This is a genomic window from Mycolicibacter sp. MU0102, from assembly GCF_963378105.1.
Taxonomy (GTDB): domain Bacteria; phylum Actinomycetota; class Actinomycetes; order Mycobacteriales; family Mycobacteriaceae; genus Mycobacterium; species Mycobacterium holstebronense.
In genome coordinates this window covers 1,872,332-1,888,657 of the sequence record NZ_OY726398.1, presented here as the reverse complement: position 1 = coordinate 1,888,657, position 16,326 = coordinate 1,872,332, and the positions used below count along the sequence as shown (strand labels likewise).

The window sequence follows — 16,326 nt, the reverse complement described above, 5'->3', positions numbered from 1 at the left end:
CCCGCCAGGGCCCCCATGCCGGCTCCATCGGGCAGCCTGCGCAATCTCTTGCGCGGGCTGCCCGTTTTGGTTGGTGCGGCACCGGAATTCGACCCGGCGCAAGCACCGGCCGATCCCGTCGCACTGTTCATCGAATGGCTGCTGCACGCTGTCGACAGCGGCGTCGTGGAACCCCACGCGATGACGTTGTCCACGGTCGGCGCGGCAGCCGGGACGGGCCTGGCGCGGCCGTCGGCGCGGGTGCTGATCCTCAAGGACATCGATGCCGCCGGTTGGCATTTCGGAGTCAGTTCGGCCAGTCGCAAGGGCGCCGATCTGGCCCGCAATCCGGCTGTCTCACTGACCTTTTATTGGCCCGCACTGGGCCGTCAGGTCAGGGTCGACGGGATGGCGCTGCCGGACCCACCCTCGGTGACCACCGATGACTTCCTGGCCCGCTCGCAAGGCGCCCGCGCGATGGTGCTCACCGGCCGGCAGAGCGAGCCCTACGCCGATTCGGCAGAGATCAGTGAGGCACTCGCCAAGGCGCATCTGGAGCTCGAGCGCTCCCCCACCCTGGTTCCTGTCGAGTGGGTGTCGTATGCGGTACGGGCCGACGCCGTCGAATTCTGGCAGGCAGACGCTAGCCGTCGGCACCGCAGGCTGCGATATGAACGGGACGATGACACGAATTGGTCAACGACACTGCTCTGGCCGTAGCCAGGGACGCCGCGACGACGGCGCCGCTCAGCCGAAACGAGACGGCAGTTCCAGTACGTCACCCAGCCGGCGTAGGTACAGCCATGGAATCACCGGCATGGCGGCAGCACCAACCCCGGCCAATCCGTAGCAGACCCACGAGCCGGTGTCTTTGCCGACGGCCATCAGATAGGTGGCCAACGCGACCAAGGTCAACGCGCCGCCCACCGCGGCGCCCAGCACCGTGATGCCACGCAGCAACACCCGGTCAACCTGAGCCTGGTTGGGCAGCACCTGGCGCGTACCGGCCGCCCGCCGGCCCGGAGCGTCGAACCCGGGCTGCTGAAGCGGAGCGTCCTGGGCGTTCGGGCGCGGCGGCTTGGCCGGCGCCTGAGGCGGGAACCCGGGGGGCCGCGGCGGACCGGGCTGGCGCGCCCGGAGCAACACCGGGATGGCCGCGAGGATCACCAACGCCGAGACGCCGATCACGATGTAGAGCAGGCCGCTGTGCGAGCCCTCGGTCGGCTCGTGAAAGCCCCGCCCGAGATCCACGAGTGCCACCGTGGCCGCCACGCTCATGCCCAGCAGCGTCAGCCAGATCGCGGCGCACGCGCCCAGCAGGATGCGGTCAGTGACCTCCGGGGACTGCCCCGGTCGAATGAATCGATCTACCATGTTCCCGCCGGTCATCCGCAGCTCGTCGCCGGTGCTTCATTGCTGTTGGAGAACAACACCCTACCGTCACTGCTGGTGATCGAGCAGTTGAGTTTGCTCAACCGCAGCATGCTGGTCGCCTCCACAGAACCGATCTCCGACTGGGAGATCGGGGTCAGGGTCAGCGACCACGGGATGTAGGCGTTGCGCTGTGTACGACGTTGCCCGGAGGCATCCACGTAGGTGATCGTGATCTGGTCGAACGGCGCCTTGGTGCCCGTCACCGAATAAGTCACCTGCAGCGGCTTCGGCGGCGTGGTCGTGGTGGTCTCCTGCGTCGTGGTCGATGGCTCCGGCGCCGGCTCCTCGCTCGGCGGCGGCGGAGGCGGCGGCTCCTCACTGCTCGGCGGCGGCGGAGGCGGCGGCTCCTCACTGCTGGGCGGCGGAGGCGGCGGAACCGTGGTGCTGGTGCTGGTCCGGGTGATCTCGTCCTGTACCGGCGGCACCGAGACCGTGCTGCTCGTCGTGGCGGGCGTCGCCAGATCGTGGGTTTCGGTGCGGGCGAACAGCAATGCCACCGACACCACCAGCGAGACCGCGGCGATGATCACGGTGACACCGACCACCCACGGCCACCGGGGCGTCTTGGCTCCCGGCTCCGGTTCGTCGGGCACGTCGTAGGTGTCGTAGTCGTAGAGCCGCGGATCCACCGGAACGTAGGGGCCGCTCAGAAACTGCTCGGATTCGGGCGCCGAGTAGGCCTGCGAGTACGCGGTGTTGTCTGCCGGCGCGGCGGCCGGGGTGGCCGTCACATCGTCCAGCGGCTGAATCTCCCCGCCCGCACCTGCGTCGGGGGCCATGTCTGGGGCCGGCTGACCGTTGCCGGAGCCCTCGTCTCCAGAGCCCGCCTCCGGGGGATTCGGCCCGCTCATTCCCGCCTATCCTCTTCAAACCGCCGCGCCACGACCTGACCGGTTGCGGTCGACATCAACCACCGTTGGTCATTGTGCATCGGCAACCCTACCCAAGCGGGTCGACACGGCGGCCGCGGCGAAGATCCGGTCAGTGTTTCTCGGCGCCGATGTAGTACTCGAAGACCAGTCCGGCCACGCTCGACAACACGAACACCACACCGGCAGCGATCAGCCACGGCAGCCACAGGGCGATCCCGACGGCCGCCACCGACCCGGACAGCGCGATCAGAATCGGCCACCAGCTGTGCGGGCTGAAGAAGCCCAACTCGCCGGCGCCGTCACTGACCTCGGCCGCCTCGTAGTCCTCGGGCCGGGTGTCCAGCCGCCGTGCCACGAACCGGAAGAACGTGGCCACGATCATGGCCATCATTCCGGTCAGGAACAGCGCGGTGGTGCCGGCCCATTCCACACCGCCGGTGGCGAACTTCCCGGTCAGCACCGCGTAGATCACCCCGACCACCAGGAAGAAGGTGGCGACGAACTCGAACAGCCTGGATTCGATGCGCATGCGGTTGTCCCTACTTGTTGCTGGCTTGCGGGGCTAGCAGGCCACGGCGGCTGTCGAACGGGAACGTGGTGGTCGCCAACGGTTCCTGCTTGATCGCCTCCAGCGCCTCGGCGTTGGTCTTTCCGGCAATGCGCTGATCCAGATAGGCCTTGAAGTCATTGGGCGAAACCACCCGGACTTCGAAGTTCATCATCGCGTGGTAGGTGCCGCACATCTCGGCGCAGTGGCCGACGAACGCGCCTTCCTTGGTGATCTCGGCGACCTGGAAGGTGTTCACCTGGTTGTTGCGCTCGGGCCAGGCGATGACGTCACGCTTGAACAGGAACTCGGGCACCCAGAAAGCGTGGATGACGTCGGCCGAGTTGAGCACGAACTCGATGCGCTTGCCGCTGGGCAGCACCAGCACCGGGATCTCGCTGGTGGTGCCGACCGTCTCGATCTTGTCGAAGTTCAGGTAGGTGCGGTCCTCGGTATTGAGGCCCTGCACCGGCCCGACCAGTTCCTCGCCGTGCGCGTCCACGCCCTCGGGCTTGGACGTCATCGCGTCCTTGCGGACCTGGTCCACGCCGTCGTAGGTCAGGGTGTGGTCGTGGAAGTCGACCTTCTGGTAACCGAACTTCCAGTTCCACTGGAAGGCGGTGACGTCGACGACCACCTCGGGGTTGGGCTCGTGGTGCAGCATCTTCTCCTGCACCACGACGGTGAAGTAGAAGATCACCGCGACGGCCAGGAACGGCACGACGGTGAGTCCGAGCTCCAACGGCATGTTGTAGCCGAACTGGCGCGGCAGCTCGGTGTCGGTCGCCTTCTTGCGGTGGAAGATCATCGACCAGAAGATCATTCCCCAGACGAGGCCACCGATCACCACCGAAGCGATGACCATGCCGATCCACAGCTGGTAGTTGGCCTCAGCCTCCGGCGTGATGCCCTTGGGCCAGCCGAAACCGACCACATCGGTCCAGTCGACGCTGCAACCGCTGAGCGTTACCGCCAGCAGTCCGAGCACGCTGACCGCGGTCAGCGGTCGAAGCAGACGGCGATGTGCAACGCCCTGCCCGCGACGTGTCACGTTGGTGCCTCCTCGAGTCACAGAACGGGCCGACTGACCCGGCGGAGCAGTCGAATACTACGCAGCGTAGACCACCCGGATCACCGAGGTTTGATGTACCTGCCGGTTGGCCACCCCAGTGTGTTGACCGCCTCATCTGGCTCCACAGCTTCTTCGCAGGCCTACATGGGCCTTCGCAGTTCAACGCCGATACCGGTGCGGCATACTGGGACCCGATGTGTGGACTGCTGGCCTTCGTGTGTGCCCCGGCCGGCACGACACCCGGCCCTGATGTGGCCGAAGTCGCCGGCGCGGTGTCGCGCGCAACCCACCTGATGCGCCACCGTGGTCCGGACGAGCCAGGCGGCATCTGGGCGGGCGACCGGGTGGTGTTCGGGTTCAACCGGCTCTCGTTCATCGACATCGCCCATTCGCACCAGCCCATGCGGTGGGGTCCCCCAGAGGCTCCCGAGCGCTACGAGCTGGTGTTCAACGGCGAGATCTACAACTACCTGGAACTGCGCGAAGAGCTGGCCGCCGAGCACGGCGCGGTGTTCGCCACCGACGGCGACGGCGAGGCGATCGTCGCGGGCTACCACTACTGGGGTGTCGAGGTGCTGTCGCGGCTGCGCGGCATGTTCGCCTTCGCGGTGTGGGACACCGTGGCCGGCGAGCTGTTCTGCGCCCGCGACCCGTTCGGGATCAAGCCGCTGTTCATGGCGTCCGGCCCGGGCGGCACGGTGGTGGGCAGCGAGAAGAAATGCCTGCTGGACCTGGCCGACGTGGTGGGATTCGACACCACCATCGACGCCCGCGCCGTCCAGCACTACACGGTGCTGCAGTACGTGCCGGAACCGGAGACGCTGCACCGCGGTATACGCCGCCTGGAATCGGGCTCTTACGCCCGGATTCGTCCCGGCGGTGAGCCGGAGACCACCCGCTATTTCCGGCCGCGGTTCGACGCCACCCCGATCACCCGCGACACCGAGCAGGCACGCTACGACGAGATCACCGCGGTGCTCGAAGACTCGGTCGCCAAGCACATGCGGGCCGACGTCACCGTCGGCGCGTTCCTGTCCGGCGGGATCGACTCCACCGCGATCGCCGCACTGGCGATGCGCCACAACCCCAACCTGATCACCTTCACCACCGGGTTCGAGCGGGAGGGCTTCTCCGAGGTCGACGTCGCCGCCGCGTCCGCCGAGGCGATCGGGGCCCGGCACGTGGTCAAAGTGGTCAGCCCGGCCGAGTTCGTCGCCGCCCTGCCCGAGATCGTCTGGTACCTCGACGACCCGGTCGCCGACCCGGCCCTGGTGCCGCTGTACTTCATCGCCGCCGAAGCCCGCAAGCACGTCAAGGTGGTGCTCTCAGGCGAAGGCGCCGACGAGTTGTTCGGCGGCTACACGATCTACCGCGAGCCGCTGTCGCTTCGCCCGTTCGACTACCTGCCGGCACCGGTGCGCCGATCGCTGGGGAAGGCGTCGCGGCCGTTGCCCGAGGGCATGCGCGGCAAGAGCCTGCTGCACCGCGGGTCGCTCACCCTGCAAGAGCGCTACTACGGCAACGCACGCAGCTTCTCCGACGAGCAACTGCGTGCGGTGCTGCCCGGGTTCTCCCCCGACTGGACCCACACCGACGTCACCGCCCCGCTGTATGCCGAATCGGCGGGCTGGGACCCGGTGGCCCGGATGCAGCACATCGACCTGTTCACCTGGCTGCGCGGCGACATCCTGGTCAAGGCCGACAAGATGACCATGGCCAACTCACTGGAGCTGCGGGTGCCGTTCTTGGACCCCGAGGTGTTCGCGGTGGCGTCGCGCCTGCCGGTGTCGGCCAAGATCACCCGCACCACCACCAAGTACGCACTGCGCCGTGCGCTGGAGCCGATCATTCCCGCGCATGTGCTGCACCGCCCCAAGCTCGGCTTCCCGGTGCCGCTGCGGCATTGGCTGCGCGCCGGTGAGCTGTTGGAGTGGGCGTACGCGATGGTGGACGCCACCGGAGCCGATCACCTGATCGATGTCGCAGCGGTGCGCACGATGCTCGACGAGCACCGCGTCGGCACCGCCGATCACAGCCGTCGGCTGTGGACGGTGCTGATCTTCATGCTGTGGCACGCGATCTTCGTCGAGCACACCGTGGTGCCGACCATCAGGGAGCCGGACTACCCCGTGCGGCTGTGAGCCGCGAACGGCGAAGGCCCCCGAATTCGATGGAATTCGGGGGCCTTCGCTGTGGTCTGGCTACTTGAGCGCCGCGTCGATCTCGGCGGCGGCGGCGTCGCCGTAGGCATCCGCCAGGCGGCTCACCGCGGCGGCACGGTCCCACACCCATTCCTGGGTTCCGGTGGACTCCAGCACCAGCACCGCCACCAGCGAGCCGAGTTGCGCGGACCGCTCCAGGCTCAACCCGGCGCTACGTCCGGTGAGGAAGCCGGCGCGGAACGCGTCGCCGACCCCGGTCGGGTCGGTCTGGGACTTCTCCGGAACCACGCCGACGTGCACGCGGGAACCGTCCGGGGAGACGATGTCGACGCCGTCGCCGCCCAGGGTGGTCACCCGCAGCCCCACCTGCTTCATGACGTCGGCCTCGGTCCAGCCGGTCTTGGACAGCAGCAGGTCCCACTCGTAGTCGTTGGTGAACAGGTAGGTGGCACCGTCGATGAGCTTGCGGATCTCATCCCCGGTCAGGCGGGCCAGCTGCTGCGACGGGTCGGCGGCGAACGCCAGCCCCAGCTTGCGGCACTCCTCGGTGTGCAAGAACATCGCCTCGGGGTCGTTGGCCCCGACGATCACCAGTTCCGGCTTTCCGGCCGTCTCGACCAGCTTGGCCAGCGAGATGTTGCGGGCCTCCGACATCGCGCCCGGGTAGAACGACGCGATCTGGGCCATGTCTTGGTCGGTGGTGCAGACAAACCGGGCGGTGTGCGCCGTGGTCGAGGTCAGCACATGGTCGCAGTCGACGCCGTGCGCCACCAGCCACTGCCGGTAGTCGGCGAAGTCAGCACCGGCGGCGCCGACCAGGGCGGCGTCACCACCGAGCACACCGATGGCGAAGGCGATGTTGCCCGCCACGCCACCCCGGTGCACCACCAAGTCATCGACCAGGAAGCTCAGCGAAACCTTCTGCAGGTGATCGGCCAGCAGCTGTTCGGAGAACCGACCCGGAAAGCGCATCAGATGGTCGGTCGCAATCGAACCGGTCACCGCAATCGTCACTGAACAATCCCCCTCATATCGTCACCACTGGGCCTGGATGTGGGTACCCACGGTAGCGGCCCAGTGCCACCTGTTCGCCGCCGGGCAGCACAAAACCCTCGGCGCAGGAGATGAAATCAGGTGCTCAGTTGAACGAGTCGCCGCACGAGCACGAGCCGCCGGCGTTCGGGTTCTCGATGGTGAAGCCCTGCTTGTCGATCTGGTCGGCGTAGCCGATCTCGGCGCCCTGCAGGTACGGCGCGCTCATCCGGTCGACGGTCAGCGTGACGCCGTTGAACTCCGCGACCACGTCACCGTCAAGGCTGCGGTCGTCGAAGAACAGGTTGTAGCGCAGGCCGGCGCAGCCGCCCGGCTGGACCGAGATCCGCAGGGTCAGGTCGTCACGACCCTCCTGTTCCAGCAGCGCCTTCACCTTGGCCGCGGCCTCATCGGTCAAGACCACGCCGTGAGACTCGGTGGTCGACTGATCCTGGACAGTCATTGCGTCTCCCTATTGCGGTTGATCATGGGGGCGGGTCCGGCTCCCCTGGAGGCGTTCGAACCCACCACAACAACGATACCCTGCGCCAACGTGTTCCCTACCGAGGCGGCGAACCGGCCGGACGGCCACCGATCTGTGCCGCTGTGGCGCTGGTCAGCCCGATCAGCTGGTTGGCGGCGTCGATCAGGGCCAGCCGCACGGATCCGGCATAGTCGGCGATTGCCCGGGCGGCCAGCACCCCGGCCGCCCGTAGTGCGGGTTCGTCGAGGCTGATCTGTCCGGCCAGGACCAGCAGCGGTATCTCCCGCGCCCGGGCCGCGGCCGCCAGCGAACCGACCACTTTGCCGTGCAGCGACTGCTGATCGAAGTGGCCCTCGCCGGTGACCAGGACGTCGGTGTCGGCGAGCGCGGCCTCCAGACCGGTGTGGCGGGCCACGATCTCGGACCCGGATTCGATGGTGCCGCCCAGCGCCAGCACGGCCGCGCCGATTCCGCCCGCTGCCCCGGCTCCCGACGCAGCGCTGGCCTCCCACCCGGCGGCGGCGTCCAGTTCGGTCACCCAGGCTGCCAGCCGGCTTTCGAGTACCGCGACCGTGGCGGCGTCGGCGCCCTTCTGCGGCCCGAACACACGGGCCGAGCCCCAGGGGCCCAGCAGCGGATATTCCACATCGCAGGCGGCGACCAATTCGACGCCCGTGAGCCGCCGACGTCCAGCGGCCAGGCCGCCCAGTTCATCGACCATGCCGCGACCACCGTCGGTACACGCACTGCCGCCGAGTCCGATGACGATTCGCTGCGCCCCCGCCGCCAGCGCGGCGGTGACGAGCTGTCCCACGCCGGCGCTGTGGGCAAGTAGCGCCGTCCGCGGCGACGGCGGCTCGCCGAGCACTCCCAACCCGCAAGCCTGGGCGCATTCCAGATAGGCCGTTTTGGCGGCGGCGTCCCAGACCCATTCGGCGTCGACCGGGTCATCCAGCGGCCCGCTGACCCGAACCTGCTGCACCGTGCCCAGCGCGCTGGCCAGCACCGCGACGAAGCCCGGGCCGCCGTCGGACTGCGGTGCGATCGCCAGCCGGTCGTGGGGTCGGCTGCGGTGCCAGCCCGTCGAGATGGCGGCGGCGGCCTGCACTGCGGTCAGAGTCTCGCCGAAACAGTCCGGCGCGATCAGCACCCGAAGCGTGCGCGCCCGAGGACCGGCCGAGCCGCCGGAACCCGGGTGATCAGCCATCACTGCAGCGTATAGAGCCGCGCGGACGGCGACGCAGGCCGGGCGGACCGGGCAAGTAATCTGGCGGGCGTGAAGTTGCCGGGGCGCAGAAAAGACGAGACTCAGTCCGCTGAGTCCGTGGTCTCCGCCGTCTCTCTCGACGGCGGCCAGTCTGCGGGCGCCGCTCGTGGCGGCGTGACCGCGCCCAAAGGCCGGCCGACCCCCAAGCGCAGCGCCGCGGCCAAGCGTCGCGGCCCGGTGGCACCGGCCCCGATGACCTCCTCGGAGGCCCGGGCCCGGCGCAAGTCGCTGGCCGGCCCGAAGCTGAGCAAGGAAGAACGCCGGATCGCGAAGGCCGAGCGCCGTGAGCGGATGGCCGACCGCCGCGAACGGATGCTGGCCGGCGACGAGGCGGCGCTGCTGGAACGCGACCGCGGCCCGGTGCGCCGGTACGTTCGCGACATCGTCGACGCCCGGTACAACCTGCTGGGCCTGTTCATGCCGGTCGCGCTGGGGCTGATGTTCATCATGATGGCGGTCCCGCAAGTCCAGTACTACATTTCGCCGGCGATGATGCTGCTGATGGTCTTGATGGCCGTCGACGGGGTGTTGGTGGCCCGCAAGGCCGGCCGGATGGCCGACGCCAAGTTCCCCGACAATGTCGAAAGCCGTTGGAAGCTGGGGCTCTACGCCGCCAGCCGCGCATCCACGCTGCGCCGCATGCGCGCACCGCGTCCGCAGGTGCGACGCGGCGAACGCCTCGGCTGAGCCCGAATCGGGGCCGACAACCTTGGAATCCGTGGATTTCCCACCGGTCAGCCCACCCGATGCCGCGGTGGCAGCCGCCGCCCGGGCCCGGCAGGACTCGCTGACCAAACCCGCGGGTTCACTGGGCCGACTGGAGGACCTCTCGGTGTGGGCGGCGGCCTGTCAAGGGCAGTGTCCCCCACGACAGTTCGAGCGTGTCCGCGTTGTGGTGTTCGCCGGCGATCACGGGGTAACCCGGGGACGGGTGTCTGCCTACCCCGCGGAGGTGACGGCGCAGATGGTCGCCAACATCGACCGCGGCGGGGCGGCCATCAACGCGCTGGCCGCGATCGGCGGGGCCGGGGTACGGGTGGTGGACATCGCCGTCAATGACGGTGTGACCGACTCCCCCGTGATGTCGAGAGAGCCCGGCGCCTACAAGGTGCGCCGCGGCAGCGGTGACATCACCCGCGAGGACGCCCTAACCCCCGAGGAGACCCTGGCCGCGGTCGAGGCCGGCCGGCGCATCGCCGACGAGGAAGTCGACGGCGGCGCGGATCTGCTGATTCCCGGCGATATGGGGATTGGAAACACCACTGTCGCAGCCACATTGACTGCCGGGCTGACCGGCGCCGAGCCTTCCGACGTGGTCGGCCACGGAACCGGCATCGATGACGCCGGCTGGGCACGCAAGACCGCGGCGGTGCGCGACGCCCTGTTTCGGTCCCGGGCGCAGCACGCCGATCCGCTTGCGCTGCTGCGCTGCTGCGGTGGCGCCGATCTGGCGGCGTTGGCGGGGTTCTGCGCCCAGGCCGCTATACGGCGCACCCCGGTGTTGCTCGACGGCCTGGCCTCGACGGCTGCTGCCCTGGTGGCCGACCGGTTGGCGCCTGGATCCCGGGCCTGGTGGCAGGCCGGTCATCGCTCGCCGGAGCCGGCGCATGCGCTGGCGTGCGCGGCGCTGGGCCTGGAGCCGATCCTCGACCTGCGGATGCGGTTGGGCGAAGGCACCGGCGCCGCGGTTGCACTGCCGGTGCTGCGCGCCGCAGTCGCGGCGTTGGCTTCCATGTCGACGTTCGCCGAGGCCGGCGTCAGCGAACGATCATCGTGATCGGTTCCCTGGGAGCGTCTTTCGCGTTCGGGACGATTCTTCCTGTTTCCACTGACCGACCGCCGGGCCGCGGGGCGATGACCGCGTTCCCAATTGTCGGCGCCGCTCTCGGCGCGCTGGCCGCGGCCGTCGTGTGGGCCGGTGGGTACGCCTTCGGCCCGGGCAGCCCGGTGACCGGCCTACTGGCCGTGGCGGCGCTGTTGGCCGCCACTCGTGGACTGCACATCGACGGGGTGGCCGACACGGCCGACGGGTTGGGGTGCGCCCGGCCCGCCCCGCAGGCGCTGCAGGTGATGCGCGAGGGCTCGACCGGACCGTTCGGGGTCGTCGCGGTGGTGTTGGTGGTCGGCCTGCAGGCAACGACCTTCCCGGTGCTGGGCGCCGGGCAGATCGTGCTCGCGGTCTGCGCGGGCCGGGTGGCCGCGGTGTGGGCCTGCCGGCGCTCGGTGCCGGCCGCCGCCGGAAGCATGCTGGGCGCGACGGTGGCCGGCAGTCAGCCGCTGCCGGTGGCGGCCGCCTGGGTGGCGGCACTGCTCGCCGGGGCGATACCTGCCGGCGCGGCGCCGTGGCATGGGCCGGTTGCCGTCGCACTGGCCCTGGGTTGCGCCGCTATGCTGGTAAAACGCTGTGTAAGCCGCCTTGGTGGCATCACCGGCGATGTCCTCGGAGCAGTAATCGAGTGGACGACAGCGTTGGTCGCGGTCGCGCTCACCGCTCTGACCAGCGGTTGACTCCCGCGTCAATTTCGCATCCTTTCCGGATTTCCGGATATTTCTCCGGAACAATGTGTTACACCCAAATGGTCTTTGTAGAAATTGCGGCGGCCATTAACATCGTCGTCCGGGAGGAAAACTGGATGTCGCGCCATCAGAACTACAGCAAGCGGAGTCGGGAATCACGCAAGGCGATGTCCGACGGCACCGCGGATGACGACGACGTCGACGACGCCTACGCCGACTGTTGCGAGCGCGTTGCCGAGGATTTGTCACCGGTTGCCGACGACGCCCGGTCTACCACCGGATCCGGTGAGCTGACCCCGCCGCCGCCGCCAAAAGTGCAGTAGTCGACTACTGCAGGCCCTCCTTCTCAACAGCCATAGCATCGACGCTTATCAGATGTTTGGATTCTGTTAAGGGAGCGGATCATGCCTGGTCGCCGGCGCAATACAGATCGTTGCCAGACCCAAACCATCATCCGCCGCAGCCGGCTCATCGGGCTGGGTAGCGCGGCAGGTACCTTCCTGGCGTTCGGGATGAGCCCACTGGCCGGAGCCCCGGCCCAGGCCGAGTCCGACTGGATCGTCGACCTGTTCGATCCGGCGAGCTGGTCGTGGCTGAGCGTCGAGAGCACCGGCGGCTTTGAAACAGCGGACTGGACTGGGTTGCTGTCAAACCTTGGCGGCCCTGCCAGCCCCGGGCTGGCGCTGTCGCCGGCCGCCCCCACCATGGCCGAGTTGTTCGATACCTGGATCTACACACCGGTACACGACGCCGGCCAGGCCTGGCTGGCCACTCAGTCCGGTATCGACATCAGCACCTGGATCAACGAGACCTTCGGCAATGGTCAGTTGCTGATCGGAAACGGCGCCGACGGGATCGATGGCGGCACCAACGAACAGGCCATGGGCGGGGCCGGCGGGCTGTGGTTCGGTGATGGCGGCGACGGCGGCACCGCTGTCGGTGGCTGGGGCGGCAACGGCGGTAACGCCGGCTTCTTCGGCAACGGCGGCGACGGCGGCCATGGCGGCGGTTTCGGGTCCGGAGACTATCCCGGCGACGGCGGCAACGGCGGCAACGGCGGCACCTATATGGGCCACGGCGGGGCCGGCGGTGACGGCGGAGACGGTGCCGCCGGCTTCAACGGCAGCTATGGCGGGGACGGCGGTAACGCGGTGGCCTGGCTGTTCGGCAACGGCGGAGCAGGCGGACATGGTGGTAACGGCGGCAACGGCGCAGCCGGCGCAGCGGGCGCCGACGGCTGGTATGGCGGCAACGGCGGCAACAGCGTCGCACTGTTCGGTGACGGCGGGATCGGTGGAGCAGGTGGCAACGGCGGAAACGGCGGGTCCGCGGCTGCCGTCGGCGACGGCGGTGACGGCGGCTACGGCGGATTGGGTGGCAACGGCGGCGCCACCGTCACCGGCATCGGCGGCGGAGGTGGGGCCGGTGGAAACGGCGGCCACGGCGGCAGCGGCGGCACCACCTCCGGCAATGGCGGCGATGGCGGCGTCGGCTGGGGCGGCGGGCGCAGCGGGAGCAGCCTCGTCGACATCTACTCCGGGACCGGCGGTGCCGGCGGCCGGGGCGGTGACGGCGGAGACGCCAGCGCCGACGGTTACTCCGCGGGCCGCGGCAACGGCGGTGGATGGGGCGGCTTCGGTGAGTTCGGCGGGGCCGGCGGCGACGGTGGCGCGGGCGGCAACGGAATCGGAGATGCCACCGGTGCCGTCGGCGGCGCCGGTGGGACCTCGGGGTTCGGCGTTGCCGGCACCGGTGCAGGGGGCAACGGCGGCCACGGCGGCGCCGACGGCGGCGGCACGGGCGGCGCGGGCGGCATCGGGGCCGTTGCCACCTCGGGGACCACTGCTGGTGGAGGCGGTGGTGGAGGCGGTGGCGTCGGGAGTGCCGGCGGCACCGGCGGCGCGGGCGGCGCCGGGGTGCCGGCGGCACCGGCAGTGGCCGCGACATCACCGGCCTGATAGCCGGGGTAGGCGGTACCGGCGGGGTTGGCGGCGAAGGCGGTCGCGGAATCGGAGTCGGCAGCACCGGCGGTGCCGGCGGGGTTGGCGGCGAAGGCGGGACCGGCACCGGAATCAGTGCCTACGGCGGCGGCTACGGCGTCGGAGGTCGCGGTGGAGCAGGCGGGACCGGCGGTTTTGCCTTCCATGGCGGCACGGGCGGCGACGGCGGTGCCGGGGGCGTCGGCGGTGACGGCACCGGAGGCAGCACCGTGATTATCGGTCAGGGCGCACTCGGCGGTGGCGGTGGTGACGGCGGCACCGGCGGCACCGCCGACGGCTTCGTCGACGCGGGAGGTGACGGCTACAACGACCACACCGGCGGCGCGGGCGGCGTGGGCGGCGCCGGCGGCGACGCGACCACCGCTACCCAGGGCACCGCGACCGGCGGCTGGGGTGGGACCGGCGGAGGCGGTGGCGTTGCGCACCCGGGCGCCAGTGGTGTCGGAGGGGTCGGCGGCACCGGCGCCAGCGTCACCGACGGCTTCGGCGCCAACGGCGGTGCGGGCGGCCAGGGCGGTGCCGACGGCTCGCCCGGCACTCCCGGTACACCTGGCTAAGGGCTGAACTCCGGCTCAGTCGAGCCGAGCCATCCACCCGTGAGTGTCGGCGAAGGTGCCGCGCTGGATTCCGGTCAACGTGTCGCGCAGCGCCATAGTGACCTCACCGGGCTGGCCGTCGGCGATGGTGAACTCGCCGTCTGCTGATTTGACCTGCGACACCGGAGTGATGACAGCCGCCGTCCCGCAGGCGAAGACCTCGGTGATCTCGCCGGAAGCCGCCTTCTTCTGCCATTCGCTGACATCGATCTTGCGTTCTTCGACACTAAATCCCGCATCAATTGCCAACTGCAGCAACGAGTCCCGCGTGATGCCAGGCAGCAGTGAGCCGGACAGCTCCGGAGTGACCAGGCGCGCCGAGCCACCGGTACCGAACACGAAGAACAGGTTCATCCCGCCCATCTCTTCGACATAGCGACGCTCGGCCGCATCCAGCCACACCACCTGATCGCAGCCGTTGTCGGCGGCCTGCGCCTGGGCGACCAGCGACGCGGCGTAGTTACCGCCGAACTTGGCGGCGCCGGTACCGCCGGGGCAGGCCCGCACGTACTCCGTCGACAGCCACACACTCACCGGCTTGATGCCGCCCTTGAAGTACGCCCCAGCCGGTGAGCCCATCACCAAGCAGCGGTACTCGTTGGCCGGGCGCACCCCCAACCCCGGCTCGGTGGCGAAGACGAACGGGCGCAGGTACAGCGACTCCTCGCCGCCCGGCGCCGGAACCCAGGCTCCGTCCACGGCGATCAACTGCCGTAGCGACTCGATGAACAGCTCGTCGGGCAGTTCCGGGATGGCCAGCCGCCGCGACGAGGCGCGCATCCGGGCAGCATTGGCCTCGGGCCGGAACGAGACGATCGATCCGTCCGTCCAGCGGTAAGCCTTGAGCCCTTCGAACACTTCTTGCGCGTAGTGCAGGACGATGGCCGACGGGTCCAGTTCGATGGGCCCGTACGGGATGACCCGCGCATTGTGCCAACCGGCATCCACGGTGTAGTCGATCGACACCATGTGGTCGGTGTGGTACTTGCCGAAACCCGGCTCCGCCAAAATGGATTCGCGCACCTCGTCGGGTGTCGGGTTTGCGGTGACCGACACGTGGAACTCGAGGAGGCTGCTCGTCATGCAGCGATTGTATAACCGGTGCGCTAGCGGGTTTTTGCCGTGACGAACGGCGGGGTCACCACCTCGCATTCCACGGCGCGGCCGCGGACGTCGACATCGAGCCGTCCACTATCTTCTATGCCCGCGTCGGTGTCGATCAGTGCCAGCGCAATGCCGGCCTTCAGCGTCGGCGAGAACGTGCCCGACGTGGTGACCCCGACCCGGCGGTCACCGTCGAGCACGGCCAGATCGGCACGCAACACTCCCCGACCCGTGGCGCGCAGGCCGCGCAGCAGCCGTGCGGGGCCCGCAGCCTTCTCGGCCAGCAGCGCGTCGCGGCCCAAGAACGATTCCTTCTTCCAGCCGATCGCCCATCCACAGCGGGCCTGCAGCGGCGAGATGGTCGGCGACAGTTCGTGTCCGTGCAGCGCGTACCCCATCTCGGTGCGCAAGGTGTCGCGGGCGCCCAGGCCGGCCGGCTCACCGCCGATCTGCCGCACCGCCTCCACCAGTGCGTCGAACACCACCCCCGCCGATTCCCACTCCGGCAGCAGCTCGTAGCCGTGTTCACCGGTGTAGCCGGACCGGCACACTCGGACCGGCACCCCGGCGAACACCGCATCGGCGAACGCCATGTAGTCCATCTCGGTCGGCAGGCCGAGACCGGCGACCACGTCCGTCGAGCGCGGGCCCTGCACCGCCAGCACCGCGCGCGAACGGTGTTCGTCGGTGATCGTCACCCCGGCCGGGGCCACTTCTTGCAGAGCAGTCACCACGGCCGCGGTGTTAGCGGCGTTGGGCACCAGAAAGATCTCGTCGTCGGAGACGTAGTAGGCAATCAGGTCGTCAATTACGCCACCGGACTCGTTGCAGCACAACGTGTATTGGGCCTGTCCCGGCGTGATCCTGGCCAGGTCGTTGGTGAGCGTCGCATTGACGAAGGCCGCTGCGCCCGGACCGCGAACGGTCGCCTTGCCCAGGTGGCTGACGTCGAACAGGCCCACGGTGTCGCGGGTGGCATTGTGCTCGGCGACGGTGCCGGCGTAGGACACCGGCATCAGCCACCCGCCGAACTCGGCGAAGCTGGCGCCCAGCGCGCGGTGGCGATCTTCCAGGGGTCCGTGTTGCAGTTCGCTCACGACGAGCCAGCCTAATCGCGGCGCTGGCACCGGTGCACACGGGTAGATGGCCAATCAGGCGGATCCTGCTGCGGAAAAGGTGCGGGCCAGGGCCCACGCGGCACCCGTTCCAGCCTGATCACGGCAGCGTCGGCCCTACAAATCCCAAATGCCAATATCCCGC

General features: G+C 69.3%; 17 protein-coding genes. 8 read left to right on the top strand and 9 right to left on the bottom strand.

The genetic code is table 11. The features are described 5' to 3' along the window. Positions 1–15 precede the first annotated feature (15 nt). Entirely contained in the window at positions 16–699 is a 684-nt protein-coding gene (locus tag RCP37_RS08755; protein WP_308486495.1) for a pyridoxine/pyridoxamine 5'-phosphate oxidase, read from the top strand. Positions 700–726: 27 nt separating this feature from the next. Here RCP37_RS08755 and RCP37_RS08750 read toward each other — a convergent pair whose 3' ends face one another. The 4 genes from RCP37_RS08750 to ctaC all read right to left on the bottom strand — a co-directional run bounded on the left by RCP37_RS08750 (position 727) and on the right by ctaC (position 3,904). Then, positions 727–1,353 (bottom strand): DUF2561 family protein, encoded by a 627-nt coding sequence (locus RCP37_RS08750; RefSeq protein WP_308486494.1) that lies wholly within the window; start codon positions 1,351–1,353, stop codon positions 727–729. Between the two features lie 11 nt (positions 1,354–1,364). Next, positions 1,365–2,264, bottom strand: coding sequence for an MmpS family transport accessory protein (locus RCP37_RS08745; RefSeq protein ID WP_308486493.1), 900 nt, complete (start codon positions 2,262–2,264; stop codon positions 1,365–1,367). A gap of 130 nt (positions 2,265–2,394) precedes the next feature. After that, a complete protein-coding gene (locus RCP37_RS08740) occupies positions 2,395–2,814 on the bottom strand; it encodes a cytochrome c oxidase subunit 4 (protein ID WP_308486492.1) in 420 nt (139 codons plus the stop codon). A gap of 10 nt (positions 2,815–2,824) precedes the next feature. Next, complete coding sequence (gene ctaC / locus RCP37_RS08735; RefSeq protein WP_373693130.1) at positions 2,825–3,904, bottom strand: aa3-type cytochrome oxidase subunit II; 1,080 nt, start codon at positions 3,902–3,904, stop codon at positions 2,825–2,827. Between the two features lie 194 nt (positions 3,905–4,098). Here ctaC and asnB point away from each other — a divergent pair, with 194 nt between their 5' ends. Next, the gene (gene asnB / locus RCP37_RS08730; RefSeq protein ID WP_308486490.1) at positions 4,099–6,045 is read left to right on the top strand and encodes an asparagine synthase (glutamine-hydrolyzing); all 1,947 of its coding nucleotides are present in this window, start codon (positions 4,099–4,101) and stop codon (positions 6,043–6,045) included. Positions 6,046–6,105: 60 nt separating this feature from the next. Here the strand turns inward: asnB and RCP37_RS08725 are convergent, their stop codons facing one another. The 3 genes from RCP37_RS08725 to RCP37_RS08715 all read right to left on the bottom strand — a co-directional run bounded on the left by RCP37_RS08725 (position 6,106) and on the right by RCP37_RS08715 (position 8,789). Further along, complete coding sequence (locus RCP37_RS08725) at positions 6,106–7,080, bottom strand: carbohydrate kinase family protein (protein ID WP_308486489.1); 975 nt, start codon at positions 7,078–7,080, stop codon at positions 6,106–6,108. Positions 7,081–7,204: 124 nt separating this feature from the next. Continuing rightward, complete coding sequence (locus RCP37_RS08720; RefSeq protein ID WP_024440524.1) at positions 7,205–7,561, bottom strand: HesB/IscA family protein; 357 nt, start codon at positions 7,559–7,561, stop codon at positions 7,205–7,207. 97 nt (positions 7,562–7,658) lie between these two features. Continuing rightward, positions 7,659–8,789, bottom strand: a complete 1,131-nt coding sequence (locus tag RCP37_RS08715) for a glycerate kinase family protein (protein WP_308486488.1) — start codon at positions 8,787–8,789, stop codon at positions 7,659–7,661. 69 nt (positions 8,790–8,858) lie between these two features. On the opposite strand from RCP37_RS08715, the gene RCP37_RS08710 reads away from it, so the two are divergent. The 6 genes from RCP37_RS08710 (at position 8,859) to RCP37_RS08685 (ending at position 13,923) form a co-directional block, all read left to right on the top strand. Continuing rightward, complete coding sequence (locus RCP37_RS08710; RefSeq protein WP_373693129.1) at positions 8,859–9,536, top strand: DUF3043 domain-containing protein; 678 nt, start codon at positions 8,859–8,861, stop codon at positions 9,534–9,536. Positions 9,537–9,567: 31 nt separating this feature from the next. Further along, entirely contained in the window at positions 9,568–10,626 is a 1,059-nt protein-coding gene (gene cobT / locus RCP37_RS08705; RefSeq protein WP_308486486.1) for a nicotinate-nucleotide--dimethylbenzimidazole phosphoribosyltransferase, read from the top strand. Continuing rightward, on the top strand, positions 10,623–11,357 hold the full coding sequence (locus tag RCP37_RS08700; protein ID WP_308486485.1) for an adenosylcobinamide-GDP ribazoletransferase: 735 nt from the start codon (positions 10,623–10,625) through the stop codon (positions 11,355–11,357). Before cobT ends, RCP37_RS08700 begins: the two co-directional genes overlap by 4 nt. A gap of 125 nt (positions 11,358–11,482) precedes the next feature. Then, the gene (locus tag RCP37_RS08695; RefSeq protein ID WP_308486484.1) at positions 11,483–11,689 is read left to right on the top strand and encodes a hypothetical protein; all 207 of its coding nucleotides are present in this window, start codon (positions 11,483–11,485) and stop codon (positions 11,687–11,689) included. Positions 11,690–11,770: 81 nt separating this feature from the next. Then, a complete protein-coding gene (locus RCP37_RS08690) occupies positions 11,771–13,324 on the top strand; it encodes a hypothetical protein (RefSeq protein WP_308486483.1) in 1,554 nt (517 codons plus the stop codon). A gap of 251 nt (positions 13,325–13,575) precedes the next feature. Continuing rightward, positions 13,576–13,923 carry a hypothetical protein gene (locus RCP37_RS08685; RefSeq protein WP_308486482.1) on the top strand — a complete coding sequence of 116 codons (348 nt, stop codon included), beginning with the start codon at positions 13,576–13,578 and terminating at the stop codon, positions 13,921–13,923. 15 nt (positions 13,924–13,938) lie between these two features. On the opposite strand, the gene RCP37_RS08680 is transcribed toward RCP37_RS08685, so the two are convergent. Then, a complete protein-coding gene (locus RCP37_RS08680; protein WP_308486481.1) occupies positions 13,939–15,045 on the bottom strand; it encodes a branched-chain amino acid aminotransferase in 1,107 nt (368 codons plus the stop codon). 23 nt (positions 15,046–15,068) lie between these two features. Beyond that, entirely contained in the window at positions 15,069–16,163 is a 1,095-nt protein-coding gene (gene gcvT, locus RCP37_RS08675; protein ID WP_308486480.1) for a glycine cleavage system aminomethyltransferase GcvT, read from the bottom strand. Positions 16,164–16,326: the final 163 nt, after the last annotated feature.

What these genes read in the sequence shown, in the direction of transcription:
- asnB (WP_308486490.1), top strand. Translation starts at nt 4,099, where the DNA reads ATGTGTGGACTGCTGGCCTTCGTGTGTGCCCCGGCCGGCACGACACCC.
- RCP37_RS08750 (WP_308486494.1), bottom strand. Translation starts at nt 1,353, where the DNA reads ATGGTAGATCGATTCATTCGACCGGGGCAGTCCCCGGAGGTCACTGAC.
- RCP37_RS08745 (WP_308486493.1), bottom strand. Translation starts at nt 2,264, where the DNA reads ATGAGCGGGCCGAATCCCCCGGAGGCGGGCTCTGGAGACGAGGGCTCC.
- RCP37_RS08755 (WP_308486495.1), top strand. Translation starts at nt 16, where the DNA reads ATGCCGGCTCCATCGGGCAGCCTGCGCAATCTCTTGCGCGGGCTGCCC.
- RCP37_RS08740 (WP_308486492.1), bottom strand. Translation starts at nt 2,814, where the DNA reads ATGCGCATCGAATCCAGGCTGTTCGAGTTCGTCGCCACCTTCTTCCTG.
- RCP37_RS08720 (WP_024440524.1), bottom strand. Translation starts at nt 7,561, where the DNA reads ATGACTGTCCAGGATCAGTCGACCACCGAGTCTCACGGCGTGGTCTTG.
- RCP37_RS08695 (WP_308486484.1), top strand. Translation starts at nt 11,483, where the DNA reads ATGTCGCGCCATCAGAACTACAGCAAGCGGAGTCGGGAATCACGCAAG.
- RCP37_RS08690 (WP_308486483.1), top strand. Translation starts at nt 11,771, where the DNA reads ATGCCTGGTCGCCGGCGCAATACAGATCGTTGCCAGACCCAAACCATC.
- RCP37_RS08680 (WP_308486481.1), bottom strand. Translation starts at nt 15,045, where the DNA reads ATGACGAGCAGCCTCCTCGAGTTCCACGTGTCGGTCACCGCAAACCCG.
- RCP37_RS08715 (WP_308486488.1), bottom strand. Translation starts at nt 8,789, where the DNA reads ATGGCTGATCACCCGGGTTCCGGCGGCTCGGCCGGTCCTCGGGCGCGC.